This is a genomic window from Leisingera coralii (assembly GCF_049056525.1).
GTDB lineage: Bacteria > Pseudomonadota > Alphaproteobacteria > Rhodobacterales > Rhodobacteraceae > Leisingera > Leisingera coralii.
Map to the genome: position 1 here is coordinate 24,590 of NZ_JBHUPT010000001.1, position 23,233 is coordinate 47,822.

Sequence of the window (23,233 nt, forward strand, 5' to 3'; positions counted from 1 at the left end):
AGCTGCAGCGCTCAGTTCAGCTGGTAGTGCAGCGCATAGGCGCCGCCATCGAAATTGCCGAACATTTCCGGCACGTCCGGGTGGCCGACCGGTTCCCCGGAATAATCCGCGACCAGGTTCTGCTCCGAGACATACGCCACGTAGTAGCTTTGATCGTTCTCCGCCAGCAGGTGGTAGAAGGGCTGGTCCTTTACCGGACGGCTGTCTTCAGGGATCGCCTCGTACCATTCCTCGGTGTTGGAGAATTCCGGATCGACGTCGAAAACCACCCCGCGGAAGGGGTGCTTCCGGTGGCGGACGACCTGCCCAAGATTGTATTTTGCTCGTGTTCTCAACATGGTCATGTTAGCCCCCGTTCCTTGTAAATAGCGCGCCCGCGCAGCAATTGTCCAACTCTTGACGCAAATTTTCGGGGAAACAGATTGTGAACCTCGCTTTGACAGTGCTCGAAATCACCGCTCCGGTGTTCCTTCTGGCCTCTGCCGGGTTCATCTGGGTGAAGCTTGGATTTGAGTTCCGGACCCAGTTTGTCACCCGGCTGGCAATGACGCTGGCGGTGCCCTGCCTGATCTTCACAGCGCTGATGAACACCAGCCTGGACAAGGCTGCGCTGGGAACATTTGTACTTGCCGCGCTGGCGGGCCACGCGGTGATGGCGGTGGCGGGCGAGGCCCTCTGCCGCATCAGCGGGCTGGAGCGGCGGACCTACCTGGCGCCTTTCATCTTCGGCAACACCGGCAACCTGGGCATCCCGCTGGCGATGTTTGCCTTTGGCGAGGCCGGGCTGGGATATGCCGTCGTCATGCTCGCCGTTTCAGCGATCCTGTCCTTTACGTACGGCATCTACCTGGTGGCCGGGCACAGCGCCGGCAGCAAGGTAATCCGGGAACCTATGGTCTGGGCAACGCTGCTGGGCGGGCTGTTCCTGTGGCAGGACTGGGAAACCCCGCGCTTTCTGACCAACGCGCTGGAGCTGACCGGGCAGATGGCAGTGCCGCTGATGCTGATTACGCTGGGCACCGCCGTGGCCCGGCTGACACCCGGTGAAACCGGGAAGGCGGTTGCGCTGTCGCTATTAAAGTTCCTGGTCAGTGCCGCCGCGGGCTGGGGTCTCGCGGTGGCTTTTGGGCTGGATCCAACAGCCTCGGGTGTGCTGATCCTGCAGCTGGCCACCCCCGTCGCCGTGACAGCCTATCTTCTGGCTGAGAAATTCGAGGCCGATTCCAGCGCCGTGGCCGGGCTGGTGGTGGTCTCGACCCTGATGTCCGCGCTGCTGTTGCCGCTGCTGCTGAGCCAGCTTCTGGAAATTTGATTTTCACACCCGCCGCAATCCGCTAGACTTGCCGAAAACAAACCCAATACAAAAATGGGCTGAGGCAATGAGCAGATTCCTGAGCGCCCTTGTTCTCCTCTTGGCGGTTGCGTCATGCGGAGGCGGGCACAAAGCGCCGCCGCGCAACCTGGATAATGCATGCAGCATCATCCAGCAGCGTCCTGAATACCTGAAGGCGTTCCGCGCCACCCAGCGCCGCTGGGGCGTGCCGGTGCATGTGCAGATGGCAACCATCTATCACGAAAGCCGGTTCCGCGGCGACGCCCGCACGCCGCACCAGTTCCTGCTGGGTGTGATCCCGGTCGGGCGGCAATCCAGCGCCTATGGCTACAGCCAGGCCCTGGACGGCACCTGGGATGATTACCGCCGCGATACCGGGCGGCGCCGGGCCAAACGCAACCGCATCGGTGATGCCGCCGATTTCATGGGCTGGTACATGCGCAAGAGCTACGAGAAAAACGGCATTCCGCTTTATGACGCGCGCAACCAGTACCTGGCCTACCACGAAGGCCATTACGGCTTTGCCCGCGGCAGCTACCGCTCCAAGTCCTGGCTGATGCGCGTCGCTGGACAGGTCGAATCCCGCGCCCAGACCTATCAGGCGCAACTCGCGACCTGCCGCAAATTCCGTTGACGCACAGCAGGCGGGTTCTCCCGCCCGCTTCGGAGGCTTTCCGGCGAAAGCCGCCCCCTCAGCCGTTGGGACGGGCAGCGCGCTGAAGCGCGCTGCGGTTTCGCGTCATTTGCTCCGTAACGGTTGTTAGCACACGATTGCGCGCCGGGCGCCAGCCCGGCGCCGGGCCCAAGGCCGCCAGGCGGTTCCGGCAAAGCCGGAGCAGCCGCGGGCGCGGGAGCCCCAGTTTCTTATTGCCTCAGCGGGATCTGCCGCTGGTGGTGAACAGGCTGGAGGACAGCGGTTTGCCGGTTTCCATCGCCCCCAGGATGACGGTCGTCTGGCCGCCCGCGCTGTCATGGATCACCCATTTGCGCAGCTCCACCGGATTGCCGGTGAACATCATCTCGATACTGCCGTAATCCGGATTCTCCGGATCCTGCGCCCGCACGATGGTCGACGTTCCGTCAAAGCTGTGTCCCACAACCATATTGGCACGGCCCAGATCCACCCGGCGGTCGAGGATGATCGACAGCGGTGTCCGTTTCAGCGGATAGGTCTCCGGCGGCTGATTGGACTTGGGGTCGTGGATCACCACTGCCCCGCCGCCGGCCACCACCGTGCCGCCGCCCTTGCCGTCATACTCGAACCGCATCCGCCCCGGCCGGTGCATATACAGCTTTCCGGTCGACAGGCTGCCGTCGTCGTTGATCTGGGTGAAGGGCGAAGACGCCGTCGTGATCCCGTTCAGATAACCCGAGATCTCGTTCAGGCTCAGTTTCTCTGCCGCCCAGGAGGCAGGCGCGGCGAGGGTCAGCGCAATGGCAAGTGCAATCCGTTTCATGAGACCAACATAGGTGCGCCACTGCAGATGTGAAGATGCCGGACCCGCGGGGGATCCGGCATCGGCAGATTTTTGTCAGCTCACTGTTCGGGAACCAGAATTTCCCGTTTGCCGACGTGGTTGGCGGCTGAGACGACGCCCTCTTCCTCCATCTGCTCCACCAAACGCGCGGCCTTGTTGTAGCCGATCGCCAGCTTGCGCTGGATGTAGGAGGTCGAACACTTGCGGTCCTTGATCACGATGGCAACTGCCGTGTCATAGAGCGCGTCCTCGGTGTCGGTATTGCCGCCAGTGTTCAGCCCCAGCACCGCGTCGATATTGTCGGCTTTGTCCTCATCCGGACCATCCAGCACGCTGCCAACATAATCCGGCGGGCCGAACTGCTTGAGGTGGTTGACCACCTCCTCGACCTCTTCATCGGAACAGAACGGGCCGTGGCAACGGGTAATCTTGGCGCCGCCCGCCATGTACAGCATGTCGCCCATGCCCAGGAGCTGCTCGGCGCCCATTTCGCCCAGGATCGTCCGGCTGTCGACCTTGGAGGTCACCTGGAAGGAAATCCGGGTCGGGAAGTTTGCCTTGATGGTGCCGGTGATCACATCGACCGAGGGGCGCTGGGTCGCCATGATCAGGTGAATGCCGGAGGCCCGGGCCATCTGCGCCAGGCGCTGGATGCAGGCTTCGATCTCCTTGCCCGCAACCATCATAAGGTCGGCCATCTCGTCGACGATAACGACGATATAGGGCAGCGCCTTGGGTTCGAACTCTTCGGTCTCGAACACCGGCTCGCCCGTGTCATCGTCAAATCCGGTCTGCACCGTGCGCGAGAACATCTCGCCCTTGGCCAGCGCTTCCTTCACCCGGCCGTTGTAGCCCGCGATGTTGCGCACGCCCATCTTGGACATCTTGCGGTAGCGGTCTTCCATCTCGCCCACCACCCATTTCAGGGCGACAACGGCCTTTTTCGGGTCGGTCACAACGGGCGACAGCAGATGCGGGATGCCGTCATAGACGGACAGTTCCAGCATCTTGGGGTCGATCATGATCAGGCGGCATTCATCCGGCGTCAGCTTGTAGAGCAGCGACAGGATCATGGTGTTGATCGCCACCGACTTACCGGAGCCGGTGGTGCCCGCGATCAGCAGGTGGGGCATCTTGGCAAGGTTCGCGACCATGGCGTCGCCGCCGATGTCTTTGCCCAGTGCCAGCGGCAGCGCGTGGTTGCCGTCGCCGAAGTCGCGGGACGACAGAATTTCGCGCAACACGACCTTTTCGCGCTTCTCGTTCGGCAGTTCGATGCCGATTACGGTGCGGCCCGGAACGGTCGAGACCCGCGCGGACAGCGCAGACATGGACCGCGCAATGTCATCCGCCAGGCCGATCACGCGCGAGGCCTTGAGGCCCGGGGCCGGCTCCAGCTCATACATGGTCACCACGGGGCCAGGACGGACCGAGACGATCTCACCCTTCACGCCGTAGTCGTCCAGTACCGTTTCCAGCATCCGGGCGTTTTCTTCCAGCGCCTCATCGCTGAGGTGGTGCCGCTCGATGCTTGTCGGGTTGGTCAGCAGGTTGAGCGGCGGCAGCTCGAAATCGCTGCTGCTGTCGTCGAAGGCCAGATTGGGCTGGGCTTCTGCCTTGGCGCGTGTGGAGGGCTGCACAGCCTTGCGCACCGGCTTTTCGACAACAGCCTTGCGCGGCTCCGCCACCGGCAGGTCAACCGTCAGGCGCGGTCCCGCCGTCTTGGGCTTTTCCGGAGCAGGTGCGGGCGGCGCAACCGGCGCGGCCTGATCCGGAAGTGCTTCGAAGGGCACATGGTCCGGTGTCAGCATCTCATAACCGGGCGCGGAATCTGCAGTGTCAGCATCCTCGTGCCGGTCTGCAACCGGTGCTGCGGGGATCGCTGCCTCGTCTGCAGGTGCCTGCCAGACCAGCGGCGGCTCTTCCTGCAGCGGCGGCACAGGGGCCTGCGCTGCGGTCAGCGGCGGCTCGGGCGGCAGCCCGCCCTGGGACGCTGCCGGGTTGAAGATCAGCGGCGCGGGGCGCTGGCCGCGGCCCTTGGTCAACGGCAGATTCGGGTCCTGCTCCGGCGGTACCTCGGCAGCGCGGCGGATCCGGACGGCATTGGCGATTTTCTGGGAAATCCGGTCCTCGCCAGCCTCTCCATCCGCCAAATTTTCAATTCCATCCGCATCCTGCATCTCGGGCGCATAGGCATTTTCGGCCTCAGGCGCAGGCGCCGCGCGGCGGATCAGCCCCGGAACGCGGGACAGCAGACCCGCCTTGGCAGGAGCCGCCGGCTCTTCCGTCGCGGTTTCTGCCATGTAGGCGCCATAGGTATCTTCGGGGTAGTCCTCGAACATCTCGGGGTCTTGCTCGGCGCTGGCATAGGCAGCGGCATCCTCATCGGCGGCATGCGCGCGCTCTGCCCGCTCCTTTCGGTAAGTCATCGCGGCCTGCAGCCCGCTGGAGGCACCGCGGCCCAGCAGGGCGGCAACTGCGCCATAGCCCAGGATCAGCCCGACCATCACCTTGTGCAGGCCTTTCTTCACCTCGGGCCAGGTAAAACCCAGCACCACGCAGCCAAGTGCCAGCATGCCTGCCGCGCTAAGCAGCGACATGATCTTGACCATGAAATGCAGGCTGACCGGCAGCAGCGCCAAGAGCGCGCCCAGGAAGGTGTAGCCCACCATGCCGCCCAGGCCGAAGTCGTAATTCTGCTGCCAGGTGGAGCTGGCATTCAGGGTTTCCATGTGCAACGCGACCACCAGCAGCCACGGCACCGACAGGAGCATCGGCCAGACCACCCGGTCCTCGCCCCGGTGCAGCACAAAGCGCAGGCCCCAGGCCGACAGGAACAGCGGCAGTGCCCAGCTGGCCTTGCCGAACAGGGTGATCAGGATGAAGGAGACAGAGGCGCCCGGACGGCCCAGCCAGTTCTGCACCGGCGCGTCGGTTGAAACGGTCCAATTCGGATCTTCGGGCGTGTAGGAGCCGAGCATGGCGGCAACCATCACCCCCAAAAGGACCAGGGCAACCCCGATCAGCTCCTTACCGCGCTTTTCAATGGCCGCCTGCATGTTGCTGTCGAGCAGCGGATCGCGGCTGCGGGTTTGAAATGCCATGCCTACCTCAGTTCCGTTTCATTTGCCCGTGCCCTGCTGTTCGCCGCAGGGTCACGGGCCTGTCCGTTTTTGGTTTTGGCTGCGCGGCCCCCAGCCAAGGGCCGCTCAGCAGAATTCAGTAAAGGCAGCCGCGCAGCGTGCTCAGCGCCGTGCGGGTGTCTTCGGCGGGGGCGACCAGCGCCACCCTGATGTAGCTCTCGCCCGGGTTCTGCCCAGGTTTGCCTTGCGCAAGATAGGCGCCGGGCAGCACCCGCACGCCGGTTTCCTTCCACAGCTTCAGCGCGGCCTGCTCGCCATTGTCCACCGGAAGCCACAGGAAGAAGCCCGCTTCGGGCGCCATGTAGCCGTTGAGGCCGTCAAAGACCTCGTCTGCGATTTTGTACTTTTCCTGATACAGCGCACGGTTCTCCGCCACATGCACCTCATCCGCCCAGACTCGGGCGGCGGCGGCCTGCAAGGGTTCCGGCAGCGGTGCGCCGGAATAGGCGCGCAGCTGCTTGACCCGCTTAATGGTTTCCGGCCCGCCCGCAATCAGGCCAGAGCGCAGGCCCGGCAGGTTCGACCGCTTGGACAGCGAGTTGAACAGCACCACGCGCTCAGGATCGGCCCCCAGCTCCTGTGCCACGGTCAGCGCACCCACGGGCGCCTCATCGCGGTAGATCTCGGAATAGCATTCATCCGCGAAGATGCGGAAATCGTATTTCTCAGCCAGCTGGATCAGCCGGGTCCAGTACGCGCGAGAAGCCACCGCGCCCTGCGGGTTGGCGGGCGAACAGATATAGGCCACGGCGGTGCGGCTCAGAACTTCTTCGGGCAGGTTTTCGTAATCCGGCAAATGGCCGGTGGCGGCGGTTGCAGGCACGAAAACAGGCTCTGCACCGACGGAAATCGTCGCCACCATGTAGACCTGGTAGAAGGGGTTCGGGATCAGAACCACGGGTTTCTGACCGTTCTTCTGCTCCGGGCAGAGCGCCATCGCGGCGTTGTACAGCCCCTCACGGGTGCCGTTCAGCGCCATGATCTGCGTCTCAGGGTTTGCGGTCACGCCATAGCGGCGGCTGATCCAGTCCGAAATGGCGTCGCGCAGCTCCGGCGTGCCATCGTTGTTCGGATACTGGTTAAACCCGGCGGCGTTTTCGGCGATGACATCGGTGACCCAGGCCGGAAACGCATGTTTCGGTTCGCCAATGGTCATATGCACCACATCCCCGCCGGGGGTGTGATGGTCCAACAGCGCCCTCAGGCGCGGAAACGCATAGGCTGGCAGGTTCGAAAACCGCTCAGGAAAATCCATGTCTTATGCCTCAGTCACGGGATCATTGGCGCCCCGTTTGCGCCTCAGGTTACAGATGGCGGGCGGATGCGTCCACCCGGTGAGTGGCCCGCTGGGCCGAATGTGGCTTTCAGGCCAAGGCAGCCTCGATCGCGGCACCAGTGCGCAGCAAGGCTTCCTCGCAGTCCGGCTGCCCCAGCATCTGCAGCCCGCAGCTGGGCGTGCCGGTGGGCAGTGACAGCGCGCAAAGGCCCATCAGATTGCCGACCCGCGTGTTGCGCAGTGCCAGCAGATTGGACTGCACGTAGAAGTCATGATCGCTTTGCAGCCGCTCCAGGTTCGGCGGCAGGTTCGGCGAGGCCGGGGTGAGCACCGCATCAAAGCCTGCCACGGCCTGATCCCAGGCCATCCGGCACTGTTCCAGCTTGGCCCAGGCCGCGACGTAATCCGGGCCGCTGAACTGCGCGCCTGTGCGGAACCGTTCCAGGATTTCAGCATACATCAGCTGCGGAGAGGCCTCGATCACATCTTTCCACAACCCATAGGCTTCGGTGGTGTAGAGAATCGGGCTAAGGCCCATGGCCTCTTCCAGCTCCGGCACCTCCAGCGGCACAATCTCTGCCCCGGCGTTTTTCAACCTCTCCAGCGTCTCCCGGTAGGCCGCCGCAATCTTCGGGTCCAGATCATCGTGCACGACATTTTGCAGATCGGCAAACCGGCGGCCTCTGAGAGTGGCGGGATTGCGCAGATCGGGGCCTGAGGTTCCCTCCAGCACCCCCAGCAGCAGTCCCGCATCCTCCACCGAGCGGGCCAGCGGGCCGATGGTGTCGAACTTCAGGCACAGCGGCACCACGCCTTCCAGGGTGATCCTGCCCGATGTGGTCTTGAGCCCCACCAGGTCGTTCCAGGCAGAGGGAATTCGGACCGAACCGCCCGTGTCAGAGCCGATTCCAGCCGCCGCCAAGCCAAAAGCCACGGATGCAGCGGCGCCGGAGGAAGACCCGCCCGGCGCTGCGCCCTGGTCATTCACGCAGGGCGGCGTTTCCTTGACCGGGTTGAAGCCCAGGCCGGAAAACGCCAGCTCGCTCATATGGGTCTTGCCCAGGCAGACCGTGCCCATCAGGGTCGCATTGCGCAACACAGCAGCGTCCTGATCCGGCACCCGCCCCTTGAGCAGGTCAGAGCCGGATTCTGTCGCGGTGCCGGCGCTGTCGAACAGATCCTTCCAGCTGACCGGCACCCCGTCCAGCAATGACCTGCGCAGGCCCAGATCGGCACGCTGCTCAGCCGCTTCCGCCTCCGCCAGGGCACGGTCATGCGTCACCTGCGTGTAGATCCGCTCTTTCAGGGGATGCGCGTCGATGGCGTCCAGATAGCAGCGGGTCAGCGCCACTGGGCCGATTTCACCCGCTTCAATCCCGCGTCCCAGATCGGCGGCCGTCATCGTCAGCCAGTCTTGCATCAGCATCTCTCCCATTGGCAGTTGCCGGTGACGGTAGCGGCAGCAGGACGCAGGCACAATCCCGCGCTTCCTGCATGGACAATCCCGCCAGCAGGCGCATATTGCGGGGCATGAAAAACGCGTCTGATATCCTGATCGTGGGCGGCGGGCTGAATGGCCCGGCGCTGGCCCTGGCCCTGGCACAAACCGGCCACAGCGTCACCGTGGTCGACTCGCTGACCCCGGACAAGCTGGCGGATGAGGGGTTCGACGGCCGCGGTTATGCGCTGGCGCTCGCCTCGCAGCGGCTGCTGCAGCAGACCGGCGTCTGGCAGCATGTCGGGGACAATGCCCAGCCGATGCTGGAGATCAAGGTGACGGACGGGCACGCCGGCCACGGCCCCTCGCCGTTCTTCATCCATTTCGACCATGCCGAGCTGGAAGAAGGCCCGATGGGCTATATGGTCGAGGACCGTTTCCTGCGCCGCGCCTTCCTGCAAGCGATGGAAGACGCGCCGGGCATTACCCTGGTGTCAGGCCGCACCGTGACCGCACAGGCCCCGGACCAGACCGGCGTGACCGTCACCCTGGACGACGGCGGAGAGCTGCGCGGCCAGGTCCTGGTCGGCTCCGACGGGCGCCGCAGCGGCACCGCCCAGCGGGCGGGCATCAAGAGGACTGGCTGGGATTACGGCCAGACTGCGCTGGTCTGCGCCATTGATCACGAGAAGCCGCATCACGGCATCGCGCATCAGTTCTTCATGCCGCCAGGCCCGCTGGCGATCCTGCCGCTGCCGGGCAACCGGTCCTCGATCGTGTGGAGCGAGCGGACGGAAACCGCCAAGGCCATCCACGCGCTGGAGGATGCAGAGTATATCCAGGCCCTGCGCCCGCGGTTTGGCGATTTCCTGGGGGAAATTTCCCTGGCCGGCAAGCGCTTTACCTATCCGCTGAACCTCACTATCGCCAACAGCTTCATTGGCGACCGCATGGCGCTGGTCGGTGATGCTGCGCATGGGATGCACCCCATCGCCGGCCAAGGTTTGAACGCGGGCCTGCGCGATGTTGGAGCATTGGCCGAGGTGATCACCGAGGCCACCCGCCGGGGTGAAGATATCGGCTCGCCGCTGGTGATGGAACGCTACCAGCAATGGCGCCGGTTTGACACGGCCTCGCTGGTGGCGGCCACGGATGTGTTCAACCGGCTGTTCTCAAACGACAATCCGCTGCTGCGGCTGGGCCGGGACATCGGCATGGGGCTGGCCGGTGCGATTCCGGGGCTGCGCCGCAATTTCGTGCGCGAGGCAGCAGGGCTGACCGGCGACCTGCCCCGGCTGCTGAAAGGCCAGGCGATTTAGGCGGCGGCCCGCACGGGGCACTGGCGGGAGGACTCCCGCCTGTTCCGGAACATCCCAAGGATGTCCCGGCACAGTTGGGCGCGGCACCGCGCTGGCGCGCGGTGCTGCAGCGCAGGCAGCCTCCGGCGTGTAAGCGGTTTACTGCAGCTGCCAGCCATTGCGTGAAACATCTCCCCAAGTCCGGGAGGCCGCAAGGGCAGAACTACCGTGCCGCGCCTCAGCGCGGCGCCGGGCCCAAGCCCTGCAAGGGGTGCCGGCCCGCCGGCGCACCTGAGGGCGCGGGAGAGCTCCGTACTTTCCCGGAAAGGCAACGGGGTCGAATCTGGCTTAGTCCAGCTCGCGCGCCTCATCCACCAGCATCACCGGAATGCCGTTGCGGATCGGGAAGGCAAGATTGGCCGCGCGCGAGACCAGTTCCTGCGCCTGGGCATCGTATTCCAGCACCGTCTGCGTCAGCGGGCAGACCAGCGCTTCCAGCATCCGCCGGTCAAAGGCAGGCGCCTGTGGTTCGGTCATTGCAGGGTTTCCTCCTGAGAGCCGCCGCGCAGGGCGAATTCAATCAAAGTGACGAGCGTCTCCCGCCTTGTCGCAAGGCAGGGCGCCTCGAGCAAGGCCTGTTTGTCTTCGGGATCAAACTCCAGAAGCATCGCCAGCGAATTGATCAGCAGCTCATCGTCGGCCTCTTTCAGGGCCTCCCAGTCCGTCGACAGGCTGCGCGCCGTAAAAAACCGCTCCAGCAGGTTCAGGAAAGCGGGCCGGTCCAGCGTCTCATCCGCCTCGGACCGTCCCAGGTCCCGCTCAAAGCCCGCCCAGCTGACATCGCAGCGCCGGTAGGGCGTAAAGCCGTTGGCTTCTCGGGTGACTCGGAAGCGGGACACGCCTGAAAGCGTGATCAGATACCGCCCGTCTTCGGTTTCAGAGAACTGGGTGACCCGCCCGGCGCAGCCGATGGAATGCAGGTCTTCGCCCTGCCCGTTCTGGCCCGGGCAGGGCTGAACCATGCCGATCAGCCGCTGCCGCGTTTTCAGCGTGTCTTCCAGCATCTGCAGGTACCGCGGCTCGAAGATATGCAGCGGCAGCCGCGAGCGGGGCAGCAAGAGCGCCCCGGGCAGGGGAAACACGGCAATCGTGTCCGGCAGATCGGCAGGCTGGATCATAGGACAGAGTGTAGTGCTGACCCGATCTTAGGCAAATATCATCGAGCTCAGTTTGCGCCGCCCGTTCAGAACCACCGGATCGTTGGGCTTGAGCGCATCGAAGATGGTGAAGAGCTGCGTTTTCGCGGCACCATCATTCCACTCCCGGTCGCGGCGGAACAGCTCCAGCAGTTCAGCGACGGCAGCCTCGGTATCGCCCGACGCATGCAGGGCCTGCGCCAGGTCGAAGCGGGCCTGGTGATCACCGGGATTGGCATCCACCGCAGCCCGCAGCTCCGCCACCGGACCGGCATTTTGCGCCTGGCGGGCAAGCTCGATCTGCGCAAAGGCCGCTTCGATTTCCGCGGCTTCAGCAATGTCCGCGGGCGCGCCATTGAGAACCGCCTCCGCCTGATCCAATTCGCCCAGCGCGATATGGGCGCGTGCCAGCCCGCCGTAGGCGGCGGCATTCTTGTCATCCTCGCCGAGGATCGCGGCAAAAGTCTGGGCCGCATCCGCAACTGCGCCCTCAGAGAGCATCTGTTCCGCGGCTTCCAGCGCTTCGCCAAGCCCGCCGCCTGCGGCTTCGATCACCTTTTTCAGGAAGGCGTCGATTTCCGACGCCGGCAGGGCGCCCTGGAACATATCGACCGGGCGGCCCTGCACAAAGGCGACAACGGTGGGGATCGATTGCAGCGGCAGCCCCTGCTGCGCCAGCGCCTGCGCCAGGCGCTGGTTCTCGTCCACGTCAATCTTGGCCATGGTGACAGCGCCCTTGGCCTTGGTGACAGCCGCCTCCAGCATCGGACCAAGGGTCTTGCAGGGGCCGCACCAGGGAGCCCAGAAATCCACGATCACCGGAGCCTGCATCGACGCGTCGACAACGTCCTGCATGAAGGTTGCTTCGGTTACATCCTTGATCAGATCGCCCGCCGGTGCGGCGCTGCCAATAATATCGCTCATCAGTTTGTTCTCCGCTTGGAACTTCTCCCCTATATGGAATCCTGTGCGCCGGAAACCAAGAGAGGAGTTGCCATGGCCCGAACGCGGTTTGACCTCTTCGCCGCATCGGAACGGCTGATGCGCATGGACGAGGCCGCCTGGGACCGGCACGCCAATCCCTGGAGCGTTTACAGCCGCATGGCGGTGCTGCCGCTGATGACCCTGGCCATATGGTCCCGGGTCTGGCTTGGCTGGGGTGCGCTGATCCCGGTGGCGCTGGTGCTGATCTGGACCTGGTGGAACCCGCGCGCGTTCGGACGCCCGGCCGGCACCTGCGGCTGGGCCTCCCGCGGCACCTTTGGCGAGCGGGTGTTTCTGAACCGGGCGCAGGTCCCTATACCTGTCCATCACGAGGCTTGGGCCAAGGGGCTGGCCTGGGGTTCCGGGCTGGGCGCGCTGCCCTGGGCTTACGGCCTGGTGGCCTTGGACCCCGGCATCACCTTGGTTGGCCTCACAGTGCTGATTGGCGGCAAGCTCTGGTTTCTGGACCGGATGGTGTGGCTGTATCAGGACATGAAGGACACGCACCCTGAGTATTCAGCCTGGCTGCGCTAAACCGGTGCGCTCCCGCCGCCGCTGACGGGTCCTGGCTTTGCCAGAACCCTCGCGGTGTTGAGCCGAGCGCCGCGCTGCCGCGCGGCGCGCCCGCACTGCGCGGCAGCGCAGTGCCATGCCCTACTGAGGAGGGTCATCCGTCGGATGGCCCGGATCAGGCGGTAGCATCCCGCCCGCGGTCACAGGTCGAAGGTTGCAAATACCGGCGCGTGGTCGCTCGGCTTCTCCCAGCCGCGGGCGTCGCGCAGGATCCAGCTGGAATGGCCCGCACCGGCAATATCAGGTGTCGCCCAGACGTGATCCAGCCGCCGCCCCTTGTCCGCTGCATCCCAGTCGCGCGCGCGGTAGGACCACCAAGTGTACAGCTTGCCGTCCGGGATGTCGCGGCGGGTGATGTCGACCCAGGCGCCCGCCTCCTGGGTGTCGGCCAGATGCTCCACTTCGACAGGCGTATGGCTCACGACTTTCAGCAGTTTCTTGTGATCCCAGACGTCATCCTCCCGCGGGGCGATGTTGAGGTCGCCGACGAGAATGGATTTCTCCGGCTTCTCCGCATGAAACCAGTCGCGCATGCCCGTCAGGTAATCCAGCTTCTGGCCGAACTTCTCGTTCACGTCCCGGTCGGGCACGTCGCCGCCCGCCGGCACATAGAAGTTGTGGATCACCACCCCGTTTTCCAGCCGCCCGGCCACGTGGCGGGCATGGCCGAGGCCGGCGAAATCCTGGTCGCCGATATCCTCGATCGGCAGCCGCGACAGGATCGCAACGCCGTTGTAGCCCTTCTGCCCGCGCGCAATCATGTGGCTGTAGCCGAGCGCCGCAAAGCCCTCCATCGGGATCTTATCCACCGGGCTCTTGCATTCCTGCAGGCACAGAACATCCGGTCCTTCCTCCTGCAAGAGCTTCTGCACGATCGGCTCGCGCAGGCGGACCGAGTTGATGTTCCAGGTGGCAAGGGTAAATGGCATCGCGCGCCTCATCATGAAATCCGGGTTCGGACGCGATACTGCCCGCCCCGGCCGGGAAGAGCCAGAGAGGAATTGCGCAGAGGCCTGTGCGGTCAGGCGCCAAAGCGGCCTTAAAAAAAGAGGCCGGGCTTCAAGCCCGGCCAAGTCCAACAGGGAGGTGCATATCGTGACCCGGATATGCGCGGGATCAGGTACAGATTAAAGGTGACCCCAGGGTTCTTCTTTGATCTGGCTCAACGCCACATAACTCAGGCAACCAGCCGGTATCCGCCTGATTCCGTCACCAGCAGGCGCGCATTCGACGGATCGGGCTCGATTTTCTGCCGCAGACGGTAAATGTGGGTCTCAAGCGTGTGGGTGGTGACACCGGCATTGTAGCCCCAGACCTCATGCAGCAGCACATCGCGCGGCACCACCCCATCGCTGGAGCGGTAGAGGAACTTGAGGATATTGGTCTCTTTCTCCGTCAGGCGGATCTTGCGGTCGTCTTCGGTGATCAGCAGTTTCATTGCGGGCTTGAACGTGTACGGCCCCAGCGCAAAGACCGCATCCTCGGATTGCTCGTGCTGGCGCAGCTGAGCACGGATCCGGGCCAGCAGCACCGGGAATTTGAACGGTTTGGAGACATAGTCATTGGCGCCTGCATCCAGCCCCAGGATGGTGTCGGCATCGCTGTCATGGCCAGTCAGCATCAGGATCGGTGCCTTCACCCCCTGCTTGCGCATCAGGCGGCACAGCTCGCGCCCGTCGGTATCCGGCAGGCCGACGTCCAGGATGATCAGATCGTAGAGAGCTTCCTTGGCGCGCTCCATCGCGCTTTGACCGTTCTCCGCCTCAAAAACATCGAAATCCTCGGTCATCACCAGCTGCTCGCTCAAGGCCTCGCGCAGGTCTTCATCGTCATCAACCAGCAGAATTTTCTTCAGTTGCGCCATCGGCTCACCCTCCTGTTCTCCTGACCACAAATGCGCATCCCTTGCGCCCGCGGCAAGATTTGCTGCAAAACTCTCACGCCGACGTGTCCATGACATGGAAAATGTTTCACATCCGTTGCATTTGGGCGTAAAGACGGCGAGCCTTTGTTACAGAATAACACCGGATACCCCGCATGAGCCTGATGCCCACCATGATCGAATTGCTGGCCCGCGCCCGGGTCGATCTGCGCATGGGGCTGCCGGTGGTTCTGACCCGCGGCGAGGAGGCGGCGCTGGCGATTGCCGTCGAGACGCTGACCGAGGCGCGCTTGACAGACTTGCGGGCGCTGGGAGAGCTGTCGCTGGCCCTGACAGCGCGCAGAGCGGACACATTGAAAGCCCGGGTTTACGACGAAGATATCGCCCGCGTAACCGTCCCCAAGTCCGAAGGGCTGGAGTGGATCCAGGCGCTGGCGGATCCGGCGGATGATCTGAACACGCCGATGAAGGGCCCGCTGTCGAGCCTGCGCGGCGGCAACGCAGACCTGCACCGGCTGGCGATTGCACTGGTGAAGTCCGCGCGCCTGCTGCCGGCCGCTGCGCTGGTACCGCTTAGCAGCGCAGCAGCCTTTGCCACGGATCACGGGCTGACCACGATTTCGCGGGCCGCCGCAGCTCCGCTGCTCAGCGAAAGCTCCCCCTTGCACCCGGTCGCCGCGGCACGTCTGCCCATGGACGCCGCCGAGGCCGGGCGCCTGCACATCTTCCGGCCCGAGGATGGCGCCGAGGAGCATTACGCGGTGGAAATCGGCCGCCCCGACCGCTCCAGGCCGGTGCTGGCACGGCTACATTCCGCCTGCTTCACCGGTGACGTGCTCGGCTCGCTCAAATGCGATTGCGGCCCGCAGCTGAGCGGCGCGCTGGCACAAATGGGCGAGGAAGGCGCAGGTGTGCTACTGTACCTCAACCAGGAGGGCCGCGGCATCGGCCTGGCCAACAAGATGCGCGCCTATTCCTTGCAGGACCAGGGCTTTGACACGGTTGAGGCCAACCACCGGCTCGGCTTCGAGGATGACGAGCGCGATTTCCGCCTGGGGGCCGCCATTTTGCAGAAGATGGGCTTTTCCCAGGTGCGGCTGCTGACCAACAATCCGAACAAGATCGCGATGATGGAAAAAACCGGCGTGCATGTTGCGGAGCGGGTGGCTCTGAAAGTCGGTGAAAACGCTCACAACCAGCATTACCTGGCCACCAAGGCGCGCAAGTCCGGGCACATGCTGTAATGTCCCCGGCAGATCTGGTGCTGACCCCGCGCGGTGTGCGTTTCCTGGGCCGGGTTCTGCCCTGCTCCATCGGTAAAGGCGGGCTTTCCAGCAGCAAACGCGAAGGCGATGGGGCCAGCCCCACCGGCGTTCACCGCATTGCGGGCATGCTCTACCGCCCGGACCGCCTCCCCCGGCCCGCTCCGTGGGCAGAGCCGATCGGCCCCGGCGATCTCTGGTCGGATGATCCAGGGCACAGCGGCTACAACCATCATGTCCGGGCGCCTTATGCGTTCAGCCACGAAAGGCTGCGCCGGGCAGATCCGCTTTATGACCTGGTGCTGATCACGGATTGGAACTGGCCGGACGCCGTTCCCGGCAAAGGATCGGCCATCTTCCTGCACCAATGGCGGCGTCCCGGGTTCCCCACCGAAGGCTGCATCGCCTTTTCCCGCGCCCACCTCCACTGGCTGGCCGCCAGGATTCAGCCGGGCACCCGGGTCATTGTGCCTCAATTGGCGGGAAGCTGACGCAACCAAGACTTTTCAAAAAAGTCTTGGCAAAAGTTTTTGCAAACTCTTGCGCTTCAGTAAGTCCGGGCACCAAAGATGGCAGAGCCGACGCGGACATGAGTGGCGCCAAGCGCAATGGCGGTCTCAAAATCCCCGCTCATGCCCATCGACAGGCCCTGCAGCCCGTTGCGTTCAGCGAGGTTCGCCAAAAGCGCGAAATGCAGGCTTGGCTCTTCATCCACCGGCGGAATACACATCAGCCCCTGGACCGGCAGGTCCAGCCCCCGGCATTCAGCGATGAAAGCATCCGCCTCCGCCGGCATCACGCCTGCCTTCTGCTCTTCTTCGCCGGTGTTCACCTGGATGAACAGATCCGGGCATTTGCCCAGTTCCTGCGCCAGCCGGGCCAGGGTCTTGGCCAGCTTGGGACGGTCCACCGAGTGGATACTGTCAAACAGCTCCATCGCCTGACGCGCCTTGTTGGTCTGCAACGGGCCGATCAGGTGAAGGTCGATTCCGCCGAACCGCTCGGCAAAGGCAGGCCATTTGCCCGCCGCTTCCTGCACCTTGTTCTCGCCGAAACAGCGGTGGCCTTCCTGCAGCACCGCTTCGACCCGCTCGTTCGGCTGCACCTTGGAGACCGCAATCAGCTTTACGCTGCCCGGCGCGCGGCCTGCTTTCGCCTCAGCCTTGGCAATCCTGGATTTGATCTCGTCTAGCGGCATGTGTTGGGCCTCATTTCTGTTTGGCCGCAAAAAACACTGTTTGCCTGCAAATGTTAAGACCCAAAAGAAAAGGGCGGGCCCCGAAGGAACCCGCCCCGAAAGTCACGCTAGGCGTGCTTCAGCTTAGAAGCTGAAGTGCAGACCTGCCTGAACCGAGTTTTCGTCGGAAGCAGCTGCGGTCTGAACATAGCCAGCAACGAAGGTCACGCCGCCGCCCAGGTCGTACTCGTAGTTGATGCCGAAGGCGGTGCCGTCGGTCACGGTCTGACCAACGGTCACGCCGGTGTCGATGTCGGTGGAGTTCACCCAGCCGATCAGGGTGGAGGCTGCGCCGATTTCGGCTTCGCCTGCCAGAGTGAAGCTGTCCGCACGCTCGGTCTGAGCGTACTGCAGGGTTGCGCCATACTGACCGAAGTCTGCGCCGCCAGCAACGAAGATCACGTCGTCGTTTGCGTCAACGGTTGCGCCGTTCTTGGTGATGGTCGGGCCGTTGTCCGAGGACTGGTAAGCACCGGTCACGAAGTAGTCGCCGAACGAGTAGTTCAGCATGATTGCGGTACGCTCTTCACCGTTCGCGTCGGTGGAGGTGCCTGCGGTACCGTTCTGCTTCGAGTAGGAAACGTGGCCGGTGAAGCCGCCAGCGGAGTAGATGGCTTCGATGCCGCCACGGCCAACGCCTGCGGAGGTGAAGGTGTCAAAGCCAGCGCCTTTGATGGCCAGGGAGTTGAAGCCCATGCCGTCGATGCCGGTGCCAACCGAAGTGGTGTTCAGGTACAGGCCCGGTGCGGAGTCGATCGCGCCCCAGATGTTGCCGACGTTCACACGCAGGCCGCCGTATGCGACGTGGAACTGCGGGCTGGAGAAGGTGGCTGCGCCCTGTGCGCCGTCACGGTTTTCAGCCTGAGCGCGGATACGGCCGCCAACGGTCACGCCGCCGTCGGTTTCGGTCGACACGTCAAAGGTCAGACGGAAACGGCTGGTGATGTTGGTTGCATCGGTGTTGTCCAGAGCGCCAGCAACGTCGTTGGCTTCGTTCCAGTCCAGACCAAAACGGCCGTAGCCGGAGATCTTGACTTCCGCCGCGGCCATGCCTGCGGTGGCGATCAGCGCGGTAGTCGCGAAGAGAACCTTTTTCATGTTTTTCCCTCGGTTTTCTATTCCTCAGCCCAAACCGGGGAATCCGGCGTGGGTATGCCAAGGGGTTTCGCTCTTTCGGCCCCATTTTGGCAAGCCTTGGGAAAGTCGGGCGAAACGATGCGGGCCGGGATGGTGCAGCTTTGCCACAGTCTGCCCGTCCCGGGTGCACGGCTCCACCGGACAAGCTCCGGCTATCAGCGGAAACGCCCGGGCGCGCAGTACTATAGCAGTATTACAGAAGCCAAAGCCCTTGCTCCGCCGGCTTGGCTTGCGTTAGGTGTTCGCGCAGAAAATGGCTCCGGGAGCGGTTATGGAATACGGAAAACCCCTGCGGGTAACTTTGGTCGGCGCGGTCTGTCTCAGCCTCGCGGCGTGCGGCGGCGGCAACAGAGGCGGCGACGCGCCAGCCAGCACGGCCCGGACAATCAGCCACAAAGAAGAGATTCAAGGGGCCGCGACCAAGTCCTCCGTCTTTGACTTCCTGAACGCCAAGCCGGACCAGACCGTTCAGGTGAACCGGTACCTGTGGACCGCAAGCCTGGATGTACTGTCCTTCCTGCCGGTGCAGTCTGTCGATCCCTTCACCGGTGTAATCGTCACCGGCTACGGCACCCCGCCGGGCGGCGGCCGTTCCTACCGGGCCACCATCCATATCAAGGACCCGGCACTGGACGCGCGTTCCCTGAACGTAGCACTGCAGTCCAAGGGCGGCCCGGTCAGCGCCAGCACCACCCGGGCAGTCGAAGACGCGATTCTCTCCCGCGCGCGGCAGCTACGCATCGCGGACAAGAGACTCTGACCCGCTGCGCACTGGAATCACCTGCCAAACCCCATTATCAGATGCGCCGGGCCACCTGCCCGGCGTTTTCATGCAAAGGACCGCTCTGATGCCGCGTTACATAGCTCCTGAAATCGAAGCACGATGGCAGAAGGCCTGGGACGAGGCCGGAATTTTCCAGGCCAAGCGTACCGGCGACAAGCCCAAGTATTATGTGCTGGAGATGTTCCCCTACCCGTCGGGCAAGCTGCACATGGGCCACGTGCGCAACTATACGATGGGCGACGTGATCGCGCGCTACAAGCTGTCGACCGGCCATAACGTGCTGCACCCCATGGGTTTTGACGCCTTTGGCATGCCGGCCGAAAACGCCGCGATGGCCTCTGGCGGGCACCCCAAGGACTGGACTTACTCGAACATCGACACGATGGTTGAGCAGATGAAGCCGCTGGGCCTGTCGCTGGACTGGTCGCGCATGTTCGCCACCTGCGACCCGGAATATTACGGCCAGCAGCAGGCGCTGTTCCTGGACTTCCTCGAAAAAGGCCTGGTCTACCGCAAGAACGCGGTGGTGAACTGGGACCCCATCGACATGACCGTGCTGGCCAACGAGCAGGTCGAGAACGGCCGCGGCTGGCGCTCTGGCGCGCTGGTGGAGCGGCGCGAGCTGACCCAGTGGTTCTTCAAGATCTCCGATTTCTCCGAAGAGCTGCTGTCGGCGCTGGACACGCTGGAAAACTGGCCCGCCAAGGTCCGCCTCATGCAGGAAAACTGGATCGGCAAGTCGCGCGGCCTGCAGTTCTCCTTTGAACGCACCGACGGCGGCGAGCCGATCGAGGTCTACACCACCCGACCCGACACGCTGATGGGCGCGTCTTTTGTCGGCATTTCGCCCGATCACCCGGTTGCCAAGGCGCTGGAAGCCGAATCGGAAGAGGTTGCCGCGTTTGTCGCTGAATGCCGCAAGGGCGGCACCACTGAAGAAGCCATCGAGACCGCCGAGAAGCTGGGTTACGACACCGGCATCCGCGTGAAGCATCCGCTGAATCCGGAATGGGAACTGCCGGTCTGGATCGCCAACTTCATCCTGATGGATTACGGCACCGGCGCGATCTTTGCCTGCCCGGCGCATGACCAGCGCGACCTCGACTTCTGCCGCAAGTATGATCTGCCGGTCATCGACACGTTCTTTGCGCTGGACAATGACACCCCTGTTACCAACGAAGCCTTTGTGCCCCCGAAAACCGAAAAGGTCCGCTGGGTCGACCACTTTGCCGGGCTGACCGAGGCCACCGGCGAGGAAGCGATCAACGCTACCGTCGACTTCGCGGAAAAGGCCGGCTGGGGTCAGGGCGTTACCAAATACCGCCTGCGCGACTGGGGGCTGAGCCGCCAGCGCTACTGGGGCTGCCCTATCCCTGTGGTCCACTGCGAAGACTGCGGTGTGGTGCCGGAGAAGAAAGAGAATCTGCCGATTGCGCTGCCCTACGATGAGGGCGGCAAGCCGATCGACTTCTCGGTGCCGGGCAACCCGCTGGACCGCCACCCGACCTGGCGCGACTGCGCGTGCCCGTCCTGCGGCAAGCCAGCCCAGCGCGAAACCGACACCATGGATACCTTCGTCGATTCGTCCTGGTACTTCGCGCGTTTCACCGCGCCGCGCGCCGAAACCCCGACCGACATGGCCGAGGCCGAATACTGGATGAACGTCGACCAGTATATCGGCGGCATCGAGCACGCGATTCTGCACCTGCTCTATTCGCGCTTCTTTGCCCGCGCGATGCAGATCTGCGGCCACCTACCGGAGAAATCCATCGAGCCGTTTGATGCGCTGTTCACCCAGGGCATGGTGACCCACGCGATCTACAAGACCACAGGTGAAAATCACCGCCCGGTTTACCACTACCCCGAGGAAGTGGCGCTGCGCGATGGCAAGGGCTTCCTCAAGGACGGCACCGAGGTGGAGATCATCCCCTCCGCCAAGATGTCGAAGTCCAAGAACAACGTGGTGGACCCGCTGCACATCATCTCGTCCTTCGGCGCCGACACTGCGCGCTGGTTCGTGCTGTCCGATTCGCCGCCCGAGCGCGATGTGGAATGGACCGCGGCCGGCGCCGAAGCGGCCTACAAGCACCTGAACCGGGTCTGGAACCTGTGCGACCGGATCGGCGAAATGGATCCGGATGCAGCGGGTGAAGGCGACGAGGAGCTGCTGCGCGAGATGCACAAATGCATCCGCGACGTGACGCTGGGCATCGATTCCTTCGGCTTCAACGCCGCGATTGCCAAGCTTTACGCCTTCACCAACACGCTCGCCAAATCCAAGGCCAGCGCCAAGGTGCAGAAGCAGGCGATCATGACGCTGGCACAGCTGATGTCCCCGATGACCCCGCACCTGGCCGAGGACATCTGGAACCATCAGGGCGGTGAGGGCCTGGTGGCCACCGCGCCCTGGCCGGTTGCCGACGACTCGATGCTGGTCGAGGACACTGTAACCCTGCCGATCCAGATCAACGGCAAGCGCCGCGGCGAAATCGAGGTCGCCAAGGATCTGGACAAGGCAGAGGTTGAAAAACTCGCCCTTGCGCATGAAGCTGTGCAGAAGGCGCTGAATGGCGGCGCTCCGAAAAAGGTGATCGTGGTTCCGGGCCGGATTGTGAATGTCGTTGCTTAACCGCAGAACTCTGCTTCTGGCCCTGCCCCTGCTGGCAGCGGCCTGCGGCTTTACCCCGGTGTACGCTCCTGGCGGCACCGGGTCCGCTCTGTATGGGCGGATCGAGGTCCAGGCGCCGGAGGAGATCAAGGGAGCCTCTGGCACCGACGCCTATTTCCTGGTGCAGAACCTGGAACAGCGGCTGGGCCGCGGCGGCAGTGCGGCCTACAAGCTGGACTTGACGCTCAACACCCAGGAAGAAGGCCAGGCGATCACCGCAGGCAACGAGATCACCCGCTATTCGGTGATTGGAACCGCCAGCTATTCCCTTACGAGATTGTCAGATGGCAATATCGCCTCCAGCGGCACCGTGCGGAACTTCACCGGCTATTCCGCCACCGGCTCCACCGTTGAAACACTGGCAGGCGAGCGTGACGCGCATGAGCGGCTGATGGTGATTCTCGCGGACCAGATCACCGCACAGATCCTGGCAACTGCGGACCTCTCCGCTCCGGCAGAATGAAGCTCTCCCCGCGCGAAGCTGACGGCTATTTCGCCAAGCCCGATCCGGGAAAGACCGGTATCCTTATCTATGGCGCCGATGCGATGCGCGTATCGCTCAAGCGGCAGCAAGTTCTGGCAGCCCTGCTTGGTCCCGGCGCCGAGGAAGAGATGCGCCTGAGCCGCCTGCCCGGCGGCGACCTGCGCAAGGATCCGGCGCAGCTGTTGGACGCAGTCAAGGCGGTGGGGTTTTTCCCCGGCGTGCGGGCGGTCTTTGTCGAGGGCGCCAATGACACCGCAACGCCCGCCATCACAACAGCGCTGGAAGAATGGCAGCCGGGCGACGCTCAGATCGTTGTCACTGCCGGGCAGCTCAAGGCCTCCTCCAAACTGCGCAAGGCGTTTGAAGGCCACAGCAACGCCTATGCCGTGGGCATCTACGACGACCCGCCGTCGCGCGCCGAGATCGAACGCATCCTAAGCGAGGCCGGCATCCGCGACGTGCCCGGCGACAGCATGTCAGCTCTGACGGATATCGCCAACGACATCGGCCCCGGCGACTTCTCCCGCATGATCGAGAAGCTGGCGCTATATAAGCACGGCGACAGCAGCCCGCTGTCGCTGGAGGACATCGGCGCCGTTGCCCCGCAATCGACCGAAGCCGCGCTGGATGACGTTCTGAACGTGGTGGCCGAGGGGCGCAGTGCCGAAATCGGCCCGCTGATCCGCCGCCTGCAGGCACAAGGCACCAATGCGGTGACGCTGTGCATCGGTGCGACACGGCATTTCCGCACGCTTTATACCATCGCCGGTGCCCCCGGCGGCCCGGCCCAGGGCATCAGCCAATTGCGCCCGCCTCTGTACGGCAAGCGCCGCGACCGGATGCTGCGGCAGGCGCAGAACTGGGGTGCGAACCGGCTGGAAACCGCGCTGACCATCATCACAGACACCGATCTGGCATTGCGCTCTGCCGGCCAGACAGCACCGGCACTGGCGCTGATGGAGCGCGCCCTGATCCGGCTGGCCATGCTGGGCCGCGCCCGCTGAACTGGCTACGCACCGTCCCGCTTGATCCGCCTCCGCTGGCTGCCCATCTTTACAGC

The 23,233-nt window shown here is 64.0% G+C and carries 22 protein-coding genes; 10 read left to right on the forward strand and 12 right to left on the reverse strand.

Going from position 1 to position 23,233, the window contains the following annotated elements:
• Window positions 1-11: 11 nt before the first annotated feature.
• Entirely contained in the window at window positions 12-338 is a 327-nt protein-coding gene (gene hspQ / locus ACFMBG_RS00105) for a heat shock protein HspQ (protein ID WP_027236060.1), read from the reverse strand.
• An 86-nt stretch (window positions 339-424) separates the two neighbouring features.
• Here hspQ and ACFMBG_RS00110 point away from each other — a divergent pair, with 86 nt between their 5' ends.
• Both ACFMBG_RS00110 and ACFMBG_RS00115 read left to right on the forward strand, forming a co-directional pair.
• Window positions 425-1,312 (forward strand): AEC family transporter, encoded by an 888-nt coding sequence (locus tag ACFMBG_RS00110; protein ID WP_421052705.1) that lies wholly within the window; start codon window positions 425-427, stop codon window positions 1,310-1,312.
• 67 nt (window positions 1,313-1,379) lie between these two features.
• Window positions 1,380-1,967, forward strand: a complete 588-nt coding sequence (locus ACFMBG_RS00115) for a transglycosylase SLT domain-containing protein (protein WP_421052706.1) — start codon at window positions 1,380-1,382, stop codon at window positions 1,965-1,967.
• Between the two features lie 238 nt (window positions 1,968-2,205).
• Here the strand turns inward: ACFMBG_RS00115 and ACFMBG_RS00120 are convergent, their stop codons facing one another.
• The 4 genes from ACFMBG_RS00120 to ACFMBG_RS00135 all read right to left on the reverse strand — a co-directional run bounded on the left by ACFMBG_RS00120 (window position 2,206) and on the right by ACFMBG_RS00135 (window position 8,650).
• The gene (locus tag ACFMBG_RS00120; protein WP_421052707.1) at window positions 2,206-2,790 is read right to left on the reverse strand and encodes a LolA family protein; all 585 of its coding nucleotides are present in this window, start codon (window positions 2,788-2,790) and stop codon (window positions 2,206-2,208) included.
• Window positions 2,791-2,870: 80 nt separating this feature from the next.
• Entirely contained in the window at window positions 2,871-5,915 is a 3,045-nt protein-coding gene (locus ACFMBG_RS00125; protein WP_421052708.1) for a DNA translocase FtsK, read from the reverse strand.
• A gap of 115 nt (window positions 5,916-6,030) precedes the next feature.
• Window positions 6,031-7,209 (reverse strand): aminotransferase class I/II-fold pyridoxal phosphate-dependent enzyme, encoded by a 1,179-nt coding sequence (locus ACFMBG_RS00130; protein ID WP_421052709.1) that lies wholly within the window; start codon window positions 7,207-7,209, stop codon window positions 6,031-6,033.
• A 109-nt stretch (window positions 7,210-7,318) separates the two neighbouring features.
• The gene (locus ACFMBG_RS00135; protein ID WP_421052710.1) at window positions 7,319-8,650 is read right to left on the reverse strand and encodes an amidase; all 1,332 of its coding nucleotides are present in this window, start codon (window positions 8,648-8,650) and stop codon (window positions 7,319-7,321) included.
• A gap of 110 nt (window positions 8,651-8,760) precedes the next feature.
• Between ACFMBG_RS00135 and ACFMBG_RS00140 the strand changes: the two genes are divergently transcribed.
• Window positions 8,761-9,987: an FAD-dependent monooxygenase gene (locus tag ACFMBG_RS00140; RefSeq protein ID WP_421052711.1), complete on the forward strand. Its 1,227-nt coding sequence runs from the start codon at window positions 8,761-8,763 to the stop codon at window positions 9,985-9,987.
• A 327-nt stretch (window positions 9,988-10,314) separates the two neighbouring features.
• Here the strand turns inward: ACFMBG_RS00140 and ACFMBG_RS00145 are convergent, their stop codons facing one another.
• Genes ACFMBG_RS00145 through ACFMBG_RS00155 form a run of 3 tightly spaced genes read right to left on the reverse strand, consistent with a single transcriptional unit; the run spans window position 10,315 to window position 12,086 of the window.
• The gene (locus ACFMBG_RS00145) at window positions 10,315-10,503 is read right to left on the reverse strand and encodes a Trm112 family protein (protein ID WP_421052712.1); all 189 of its coding nucleotides are present in this window, start codon (window positions 10,501-10,503) and stop codon (window positions 10,315-10,317) included.
• Window positions 10,500-11,144, reverse strand: a complete 645-nt coding sequence (locus ACFMBG_RS00150) for an LON peptidase substrate-binding domain-containing protein (protein ID WP_421052713.1) — start codon at window positions 11,142-11,144, stop codon at window positions 10,500-10,502. Before ACFMBG_RS00150 ends, ACFMBG_RS00145 begins: the two co-directional genes overlap by 4 nt.
• Before the next feature lie 27 nt (window positions 11,145-11,171).
• Complete coding sequence (locus ACFMBG_RS00155) at window positions 11,172-12,086, reverse strand: tetratricopeptide repeat protein (protein WP_421052714.1); 915 nt, start codon at window positions 12,084-12,086, stop codon at window positions 11,172-11,174.
• Between the two features lie 72 nt (window positions 12,087-12,158).
• Between ACFMBG_RS00155 and ACFMBG_RS00160 the strand changes: the two genes are divergently transcribed.
• Window positions 12,159-12,680: a DUF6653 family protein gene (locus ACFMBG_RS00160; RefSeq protein ID WP_421052715.1), complete on the forward strand. Its 522-nt coding sequence runs from the start codon at window positions 12,159-12,161 to the stop codon at window positions 12,678-12,680.
• A gap of 179 nt (window positions 12,681-12,859) precedes the next feature.
• Here the strand turns inward: ACFMBG_RS00160 and ACFMBG_RS00165 are convergent, their stop codons facing one another.
• Both ACFMBG_RS00165 and ACFMBG_RS00170 read right to left on the reverse strand, forming a co-directional pair.
• Complete coding sequence (locus tag ACFMBG_RS00165) at window positions 12,860-13,648, reverse strand: exodeoxyribonuclease III (protein WP_421052716.1); 789 nt, start codon at window positions 13,646-13,648, stop codon at window positions 12,860-12,862.
• Between the two features lie 248 nt (window positions 13,649-13,896).
• Window positions 13,897-14,583 (reverse strand): response regulator transcription factor, encoded by a 687-nt coding sequence (locus tag ACFMBG_RS00170; protein WP_027236048.1) that lies wholly within the window; start codon window positions 14,581-14,583, stop codon window positions 13,897-13,899.
• 173 nt (window positions 14,584-14,756) lie between these two features.
• Between ACFMBG_RS00170 and ribA the strand changes: the two genes are divergently transcribed.
• The gene (gene ribA / locus ACFMBG_RS00175; RefSeq protein ID WP_421052717.1) at window positions 14,757-15,845 is read left to right on the forward strand and encodes a GTP cyclohydrolase II; all 1,089 of its coding nucleotides are present in this window, start codon (window positions 14,757-14,759) and stop codon (window positions 15,843-15,845) included.
• Window positions 15,845-16,354, forward strand: a complete 510-nt coding sequence (locus ACFMBG_RS00180; protein ID WP_421052718.1) for a L,D-transpeptidase family protein — start codon at window positions 15,845-15,847, stop codon at window positions 16,352-16,354. Before ribA ends, ACFMBG_RS00180 begins: the two co-directional genes overlap by 1 nt.
• A 56-nt stretch (window positions 16,355-16,410) precedes the next feature.
• Here the strand turns inward: ACFMBG_RS00180 and ACFMBG_RS00185 are convergent, their stop codons facing one another.
• A complete protein-coding gene (locus ACFMBG_RS00185) occupies window positions 16,411-17,061 on the reverse strand; it encodes a YggS family pyridoxal phosphate-dependent enzyme (protein ID WP_421052719.1) in 651 nt (216 codons plus the stop codon).
• 123 nt (window positions 17,062-17,184) lie between these two features.
• Window positions 17,185-18,198 carry a porin gene (locus ACFMBG_RS00190; RefSeq protein ID WP_421052720.1) on the reverse strand — a complete coding sequence of 338 codons (1,014 nt, stop codon included), beginning with the start codon at window positions 18,196-18,198 and terminating at the stop codon, window positions 17,185-17,187.
• 310 nt (window positions 18,199-18,508) lie between these two features.
• Between ACFMBG_RS00190 and ACFMBG_RS00195 the strand changes: the two genes are divergently transcribed.
• The 4 genes from ACFMBG_RS00195 to holA all read left to right on the forward strand — a co-directional run bounded on the left by ACFMBG_RS00195 (window position 18,509) and on the right by holA (window position 23,177).
• Entirely contained in the window at window positions 18,509-18,997 is a 489-nt protein-coding gene (locus ACFMBG_RS00195) for a DUF3576 domain-containing protein (protein WP_421052721.1), read from the forward strand.
• A gap of 88 nt (window positions 18,998-19,085) precedes the next feature.
• Entirely contained in the window at window positions 19,086-21,650 is a 2,565-nt protein-coding gene (gene leuS, locus ACFMBG_RS00200) for a leucine--tRNA ligase (RefSeq protein WP_421052722.1), read from the forward strand.
• Window positions 21,637-22,152, forward strand: a complete 516-nt coding sequence (gene lptE / locus ACFMBG_RS00205) for an LPS assembly lipoprotein LptE (RefSeq protein WP_421052723.1) — start codon at window positions 21,637-21,639, stop codon at window positions 22,150-22,152. Before leuS ends, lptE begins: the two co-directional genes overlap by 14 nt.
• Window positions 22,149-23,177: a DNA polymerase III subunit delta gene (gene holA, locus ACFMBG_RS00210; protein WP_421052724.1), complete on the forward strand. Its 1,029-nt coding sequence runs from the start codon at window positions 22,149-22,151 to the stop codon at window positions 23,175-23,177. Before lptE ends, holA begins: the two co-directional genes overlap by 4 nt.
• The last annotated feature ends 56 nt before the right edge of the window (window positions 23,178-23,233 follow it).

What these genes read in the sequence shown, in the direction of transcription:
- ACFMBG_RS00125 (WP_421052708.1), bottom strand. Translation starts at nt 5,915, where the DNA reads ATGGCATTTCAAACCCGCAGCCGCGATCCGCTGCTCGACAGCAACATG.
- ribA (WP_421052717.1), top strand. Translation starts at nt 14,757, where the DNA reads ATGAGCCTGATGCCCACCATGATCGAATTGCTGGCCCGCGCCCGGGTC.
- ACFMBG_RS00120 (WP_421052707.1), bottom strand. Translation starts at nt 2,790, where the DNA reads ATGAAACGGATTGCACTTGCCATTGCGCTGACCCTCGCCGCGCCTGCC.
- ACFMBG_RS00135 (WP_421052710.1), bottom strand. Translation starts at nt 8,650, where the DNA reads ATGCAAGACTGGCTGACGATGACGGCCGCCGATCTGGGACGCGGGATT.
- ACFMBG_RS00115 (WP_421052706.1), top strand. Translation starts at nt 1,380, where the DNA reads ATGAGCAGATTCCTGAGCGCCCTTGTTCTCCTCTTGGCGGTTGCGTCA.
- ACFMBG_RS00170 (WP_027236048.1), bottom strand. Translation starts at nt 14,583, where the DNA reads ATGGCGCAACTGAAGAAAATTCTGCTGGTTGATGACGATGAAGACCTG.
- ACFMBG_RS00190 (WP_421052720.1), bottom strand. Translation starts at nt 18,198, where the DNA reads ATGAAAAAGGTTCTCTTCGCGACTACCGCGCTGATCGCCACCGCAGGC.
- holA (WP_421052724.1), top strand. Translation starts at nt 22,149, where the DNA reads ATGAAGCTCTCCCCGCGCGAAGCTGACGGCTATTTCGCCAAGCCCGAT.
- ACFMBG_RS00145 (WP_421052712.1), bottom strand. Translation starts at nt 10,503, where the DNA reads ATGACCGAACCACAGGCGCCTGCCTTTGACCGGCGGATGCTGGAAGCG.
- ACFMBG_RS00155 (WP_421052714.1), bottom strand. Translation starts at nt 12,086, where the DNA reads ATGAGCGATATTATTGGCAGCGCCGCACCGGCGGGCGATCTGATCAAG.
- leuS (WP_421052722.1), top strand. Translation starts at nt 19,086, where the DNA reads ATGCCGCGTTACATAGCTCCTGAAATCGAAGCACGATGGCAGAAGGCC.
- lptE (WP_421052723.1), top strand. Translation starts at nt 21,637, where the DNA reads ATGTCGTTGCTTAACCGCAGAACTCTGCTTCTGGCCCTGCCCCTGCTG.
- ACFMBG_RS00165 (WP_421052716.1), bottom strand. Translation starts at nt 13,648, where the DNA reads ATGCCATTTACCCTTGCCACCTGGAACATCAACTCGGTCCGCCTGCGC.
- ACFMBG_RS00195 (WP_421052721.1), top strand. Translation starts at nt 18,509, where the DNA reads ATGGAATACGGAAAACCCCTGCGGGTAACTTTGGTCGGCGCGGTCTGT.
- ACFMBG_RS00180 (WP_421052718.1), top strand. Translation starts at nt 15,845, where the DNA reads ATGTCCCCGGCAGATCTGGTGCTGACCCCGCGCGGTGTGCGTTTCCTG.
- ACFMBG_RS00160 (WP_421052715.1), top strand. Translation starts at nt 12,159, where the DNA reads ATGGCCCGAACGCGGTTTGACCTCTTCGCCGCATCGGAACGGCTGATG.
- ACFMBG_RS00150 (WP_421052713.1), bottom strand. Translation starts at nt 11,144, where the DNA reads ATGATCCAGCCTGCCGATCTGCCGGACACGATTGCCGTGTTTCCCCTG.
- hspQ (WP_027236060.1), bottom strand. Translation starts at nt 338, where the DNA reads ATGTTGAGAACACGAGCAAAATACAATCTTGGGCAGGTCGTCCGCCAC.
- ACFMBG_RS00130 (WP_421052709.1), bottom strand. Translation starts at nt 7,209, where the DNA reads ATGGATTTTCCTGAGCGGTTTTCGAACCTGCCAGCCTATGCGTTTCCG.
- ACFMBG_RS00185 (WP_421052719.1), bottom strand. Translation starts at nt 17,061, where the DNA reads ATGCCGCTAGACGAGATCAAATCCAGGATTGCCAAGGCTGAGGCGAAA.
- ACFMBG_RS00140 (WP_421052711.1), top strand. Translation starts at nt 8,761, where the DNA reads ATGAAAAACGCGTCTGATATCCTGATCGTGGGCGGCGGGCTGAATGGC.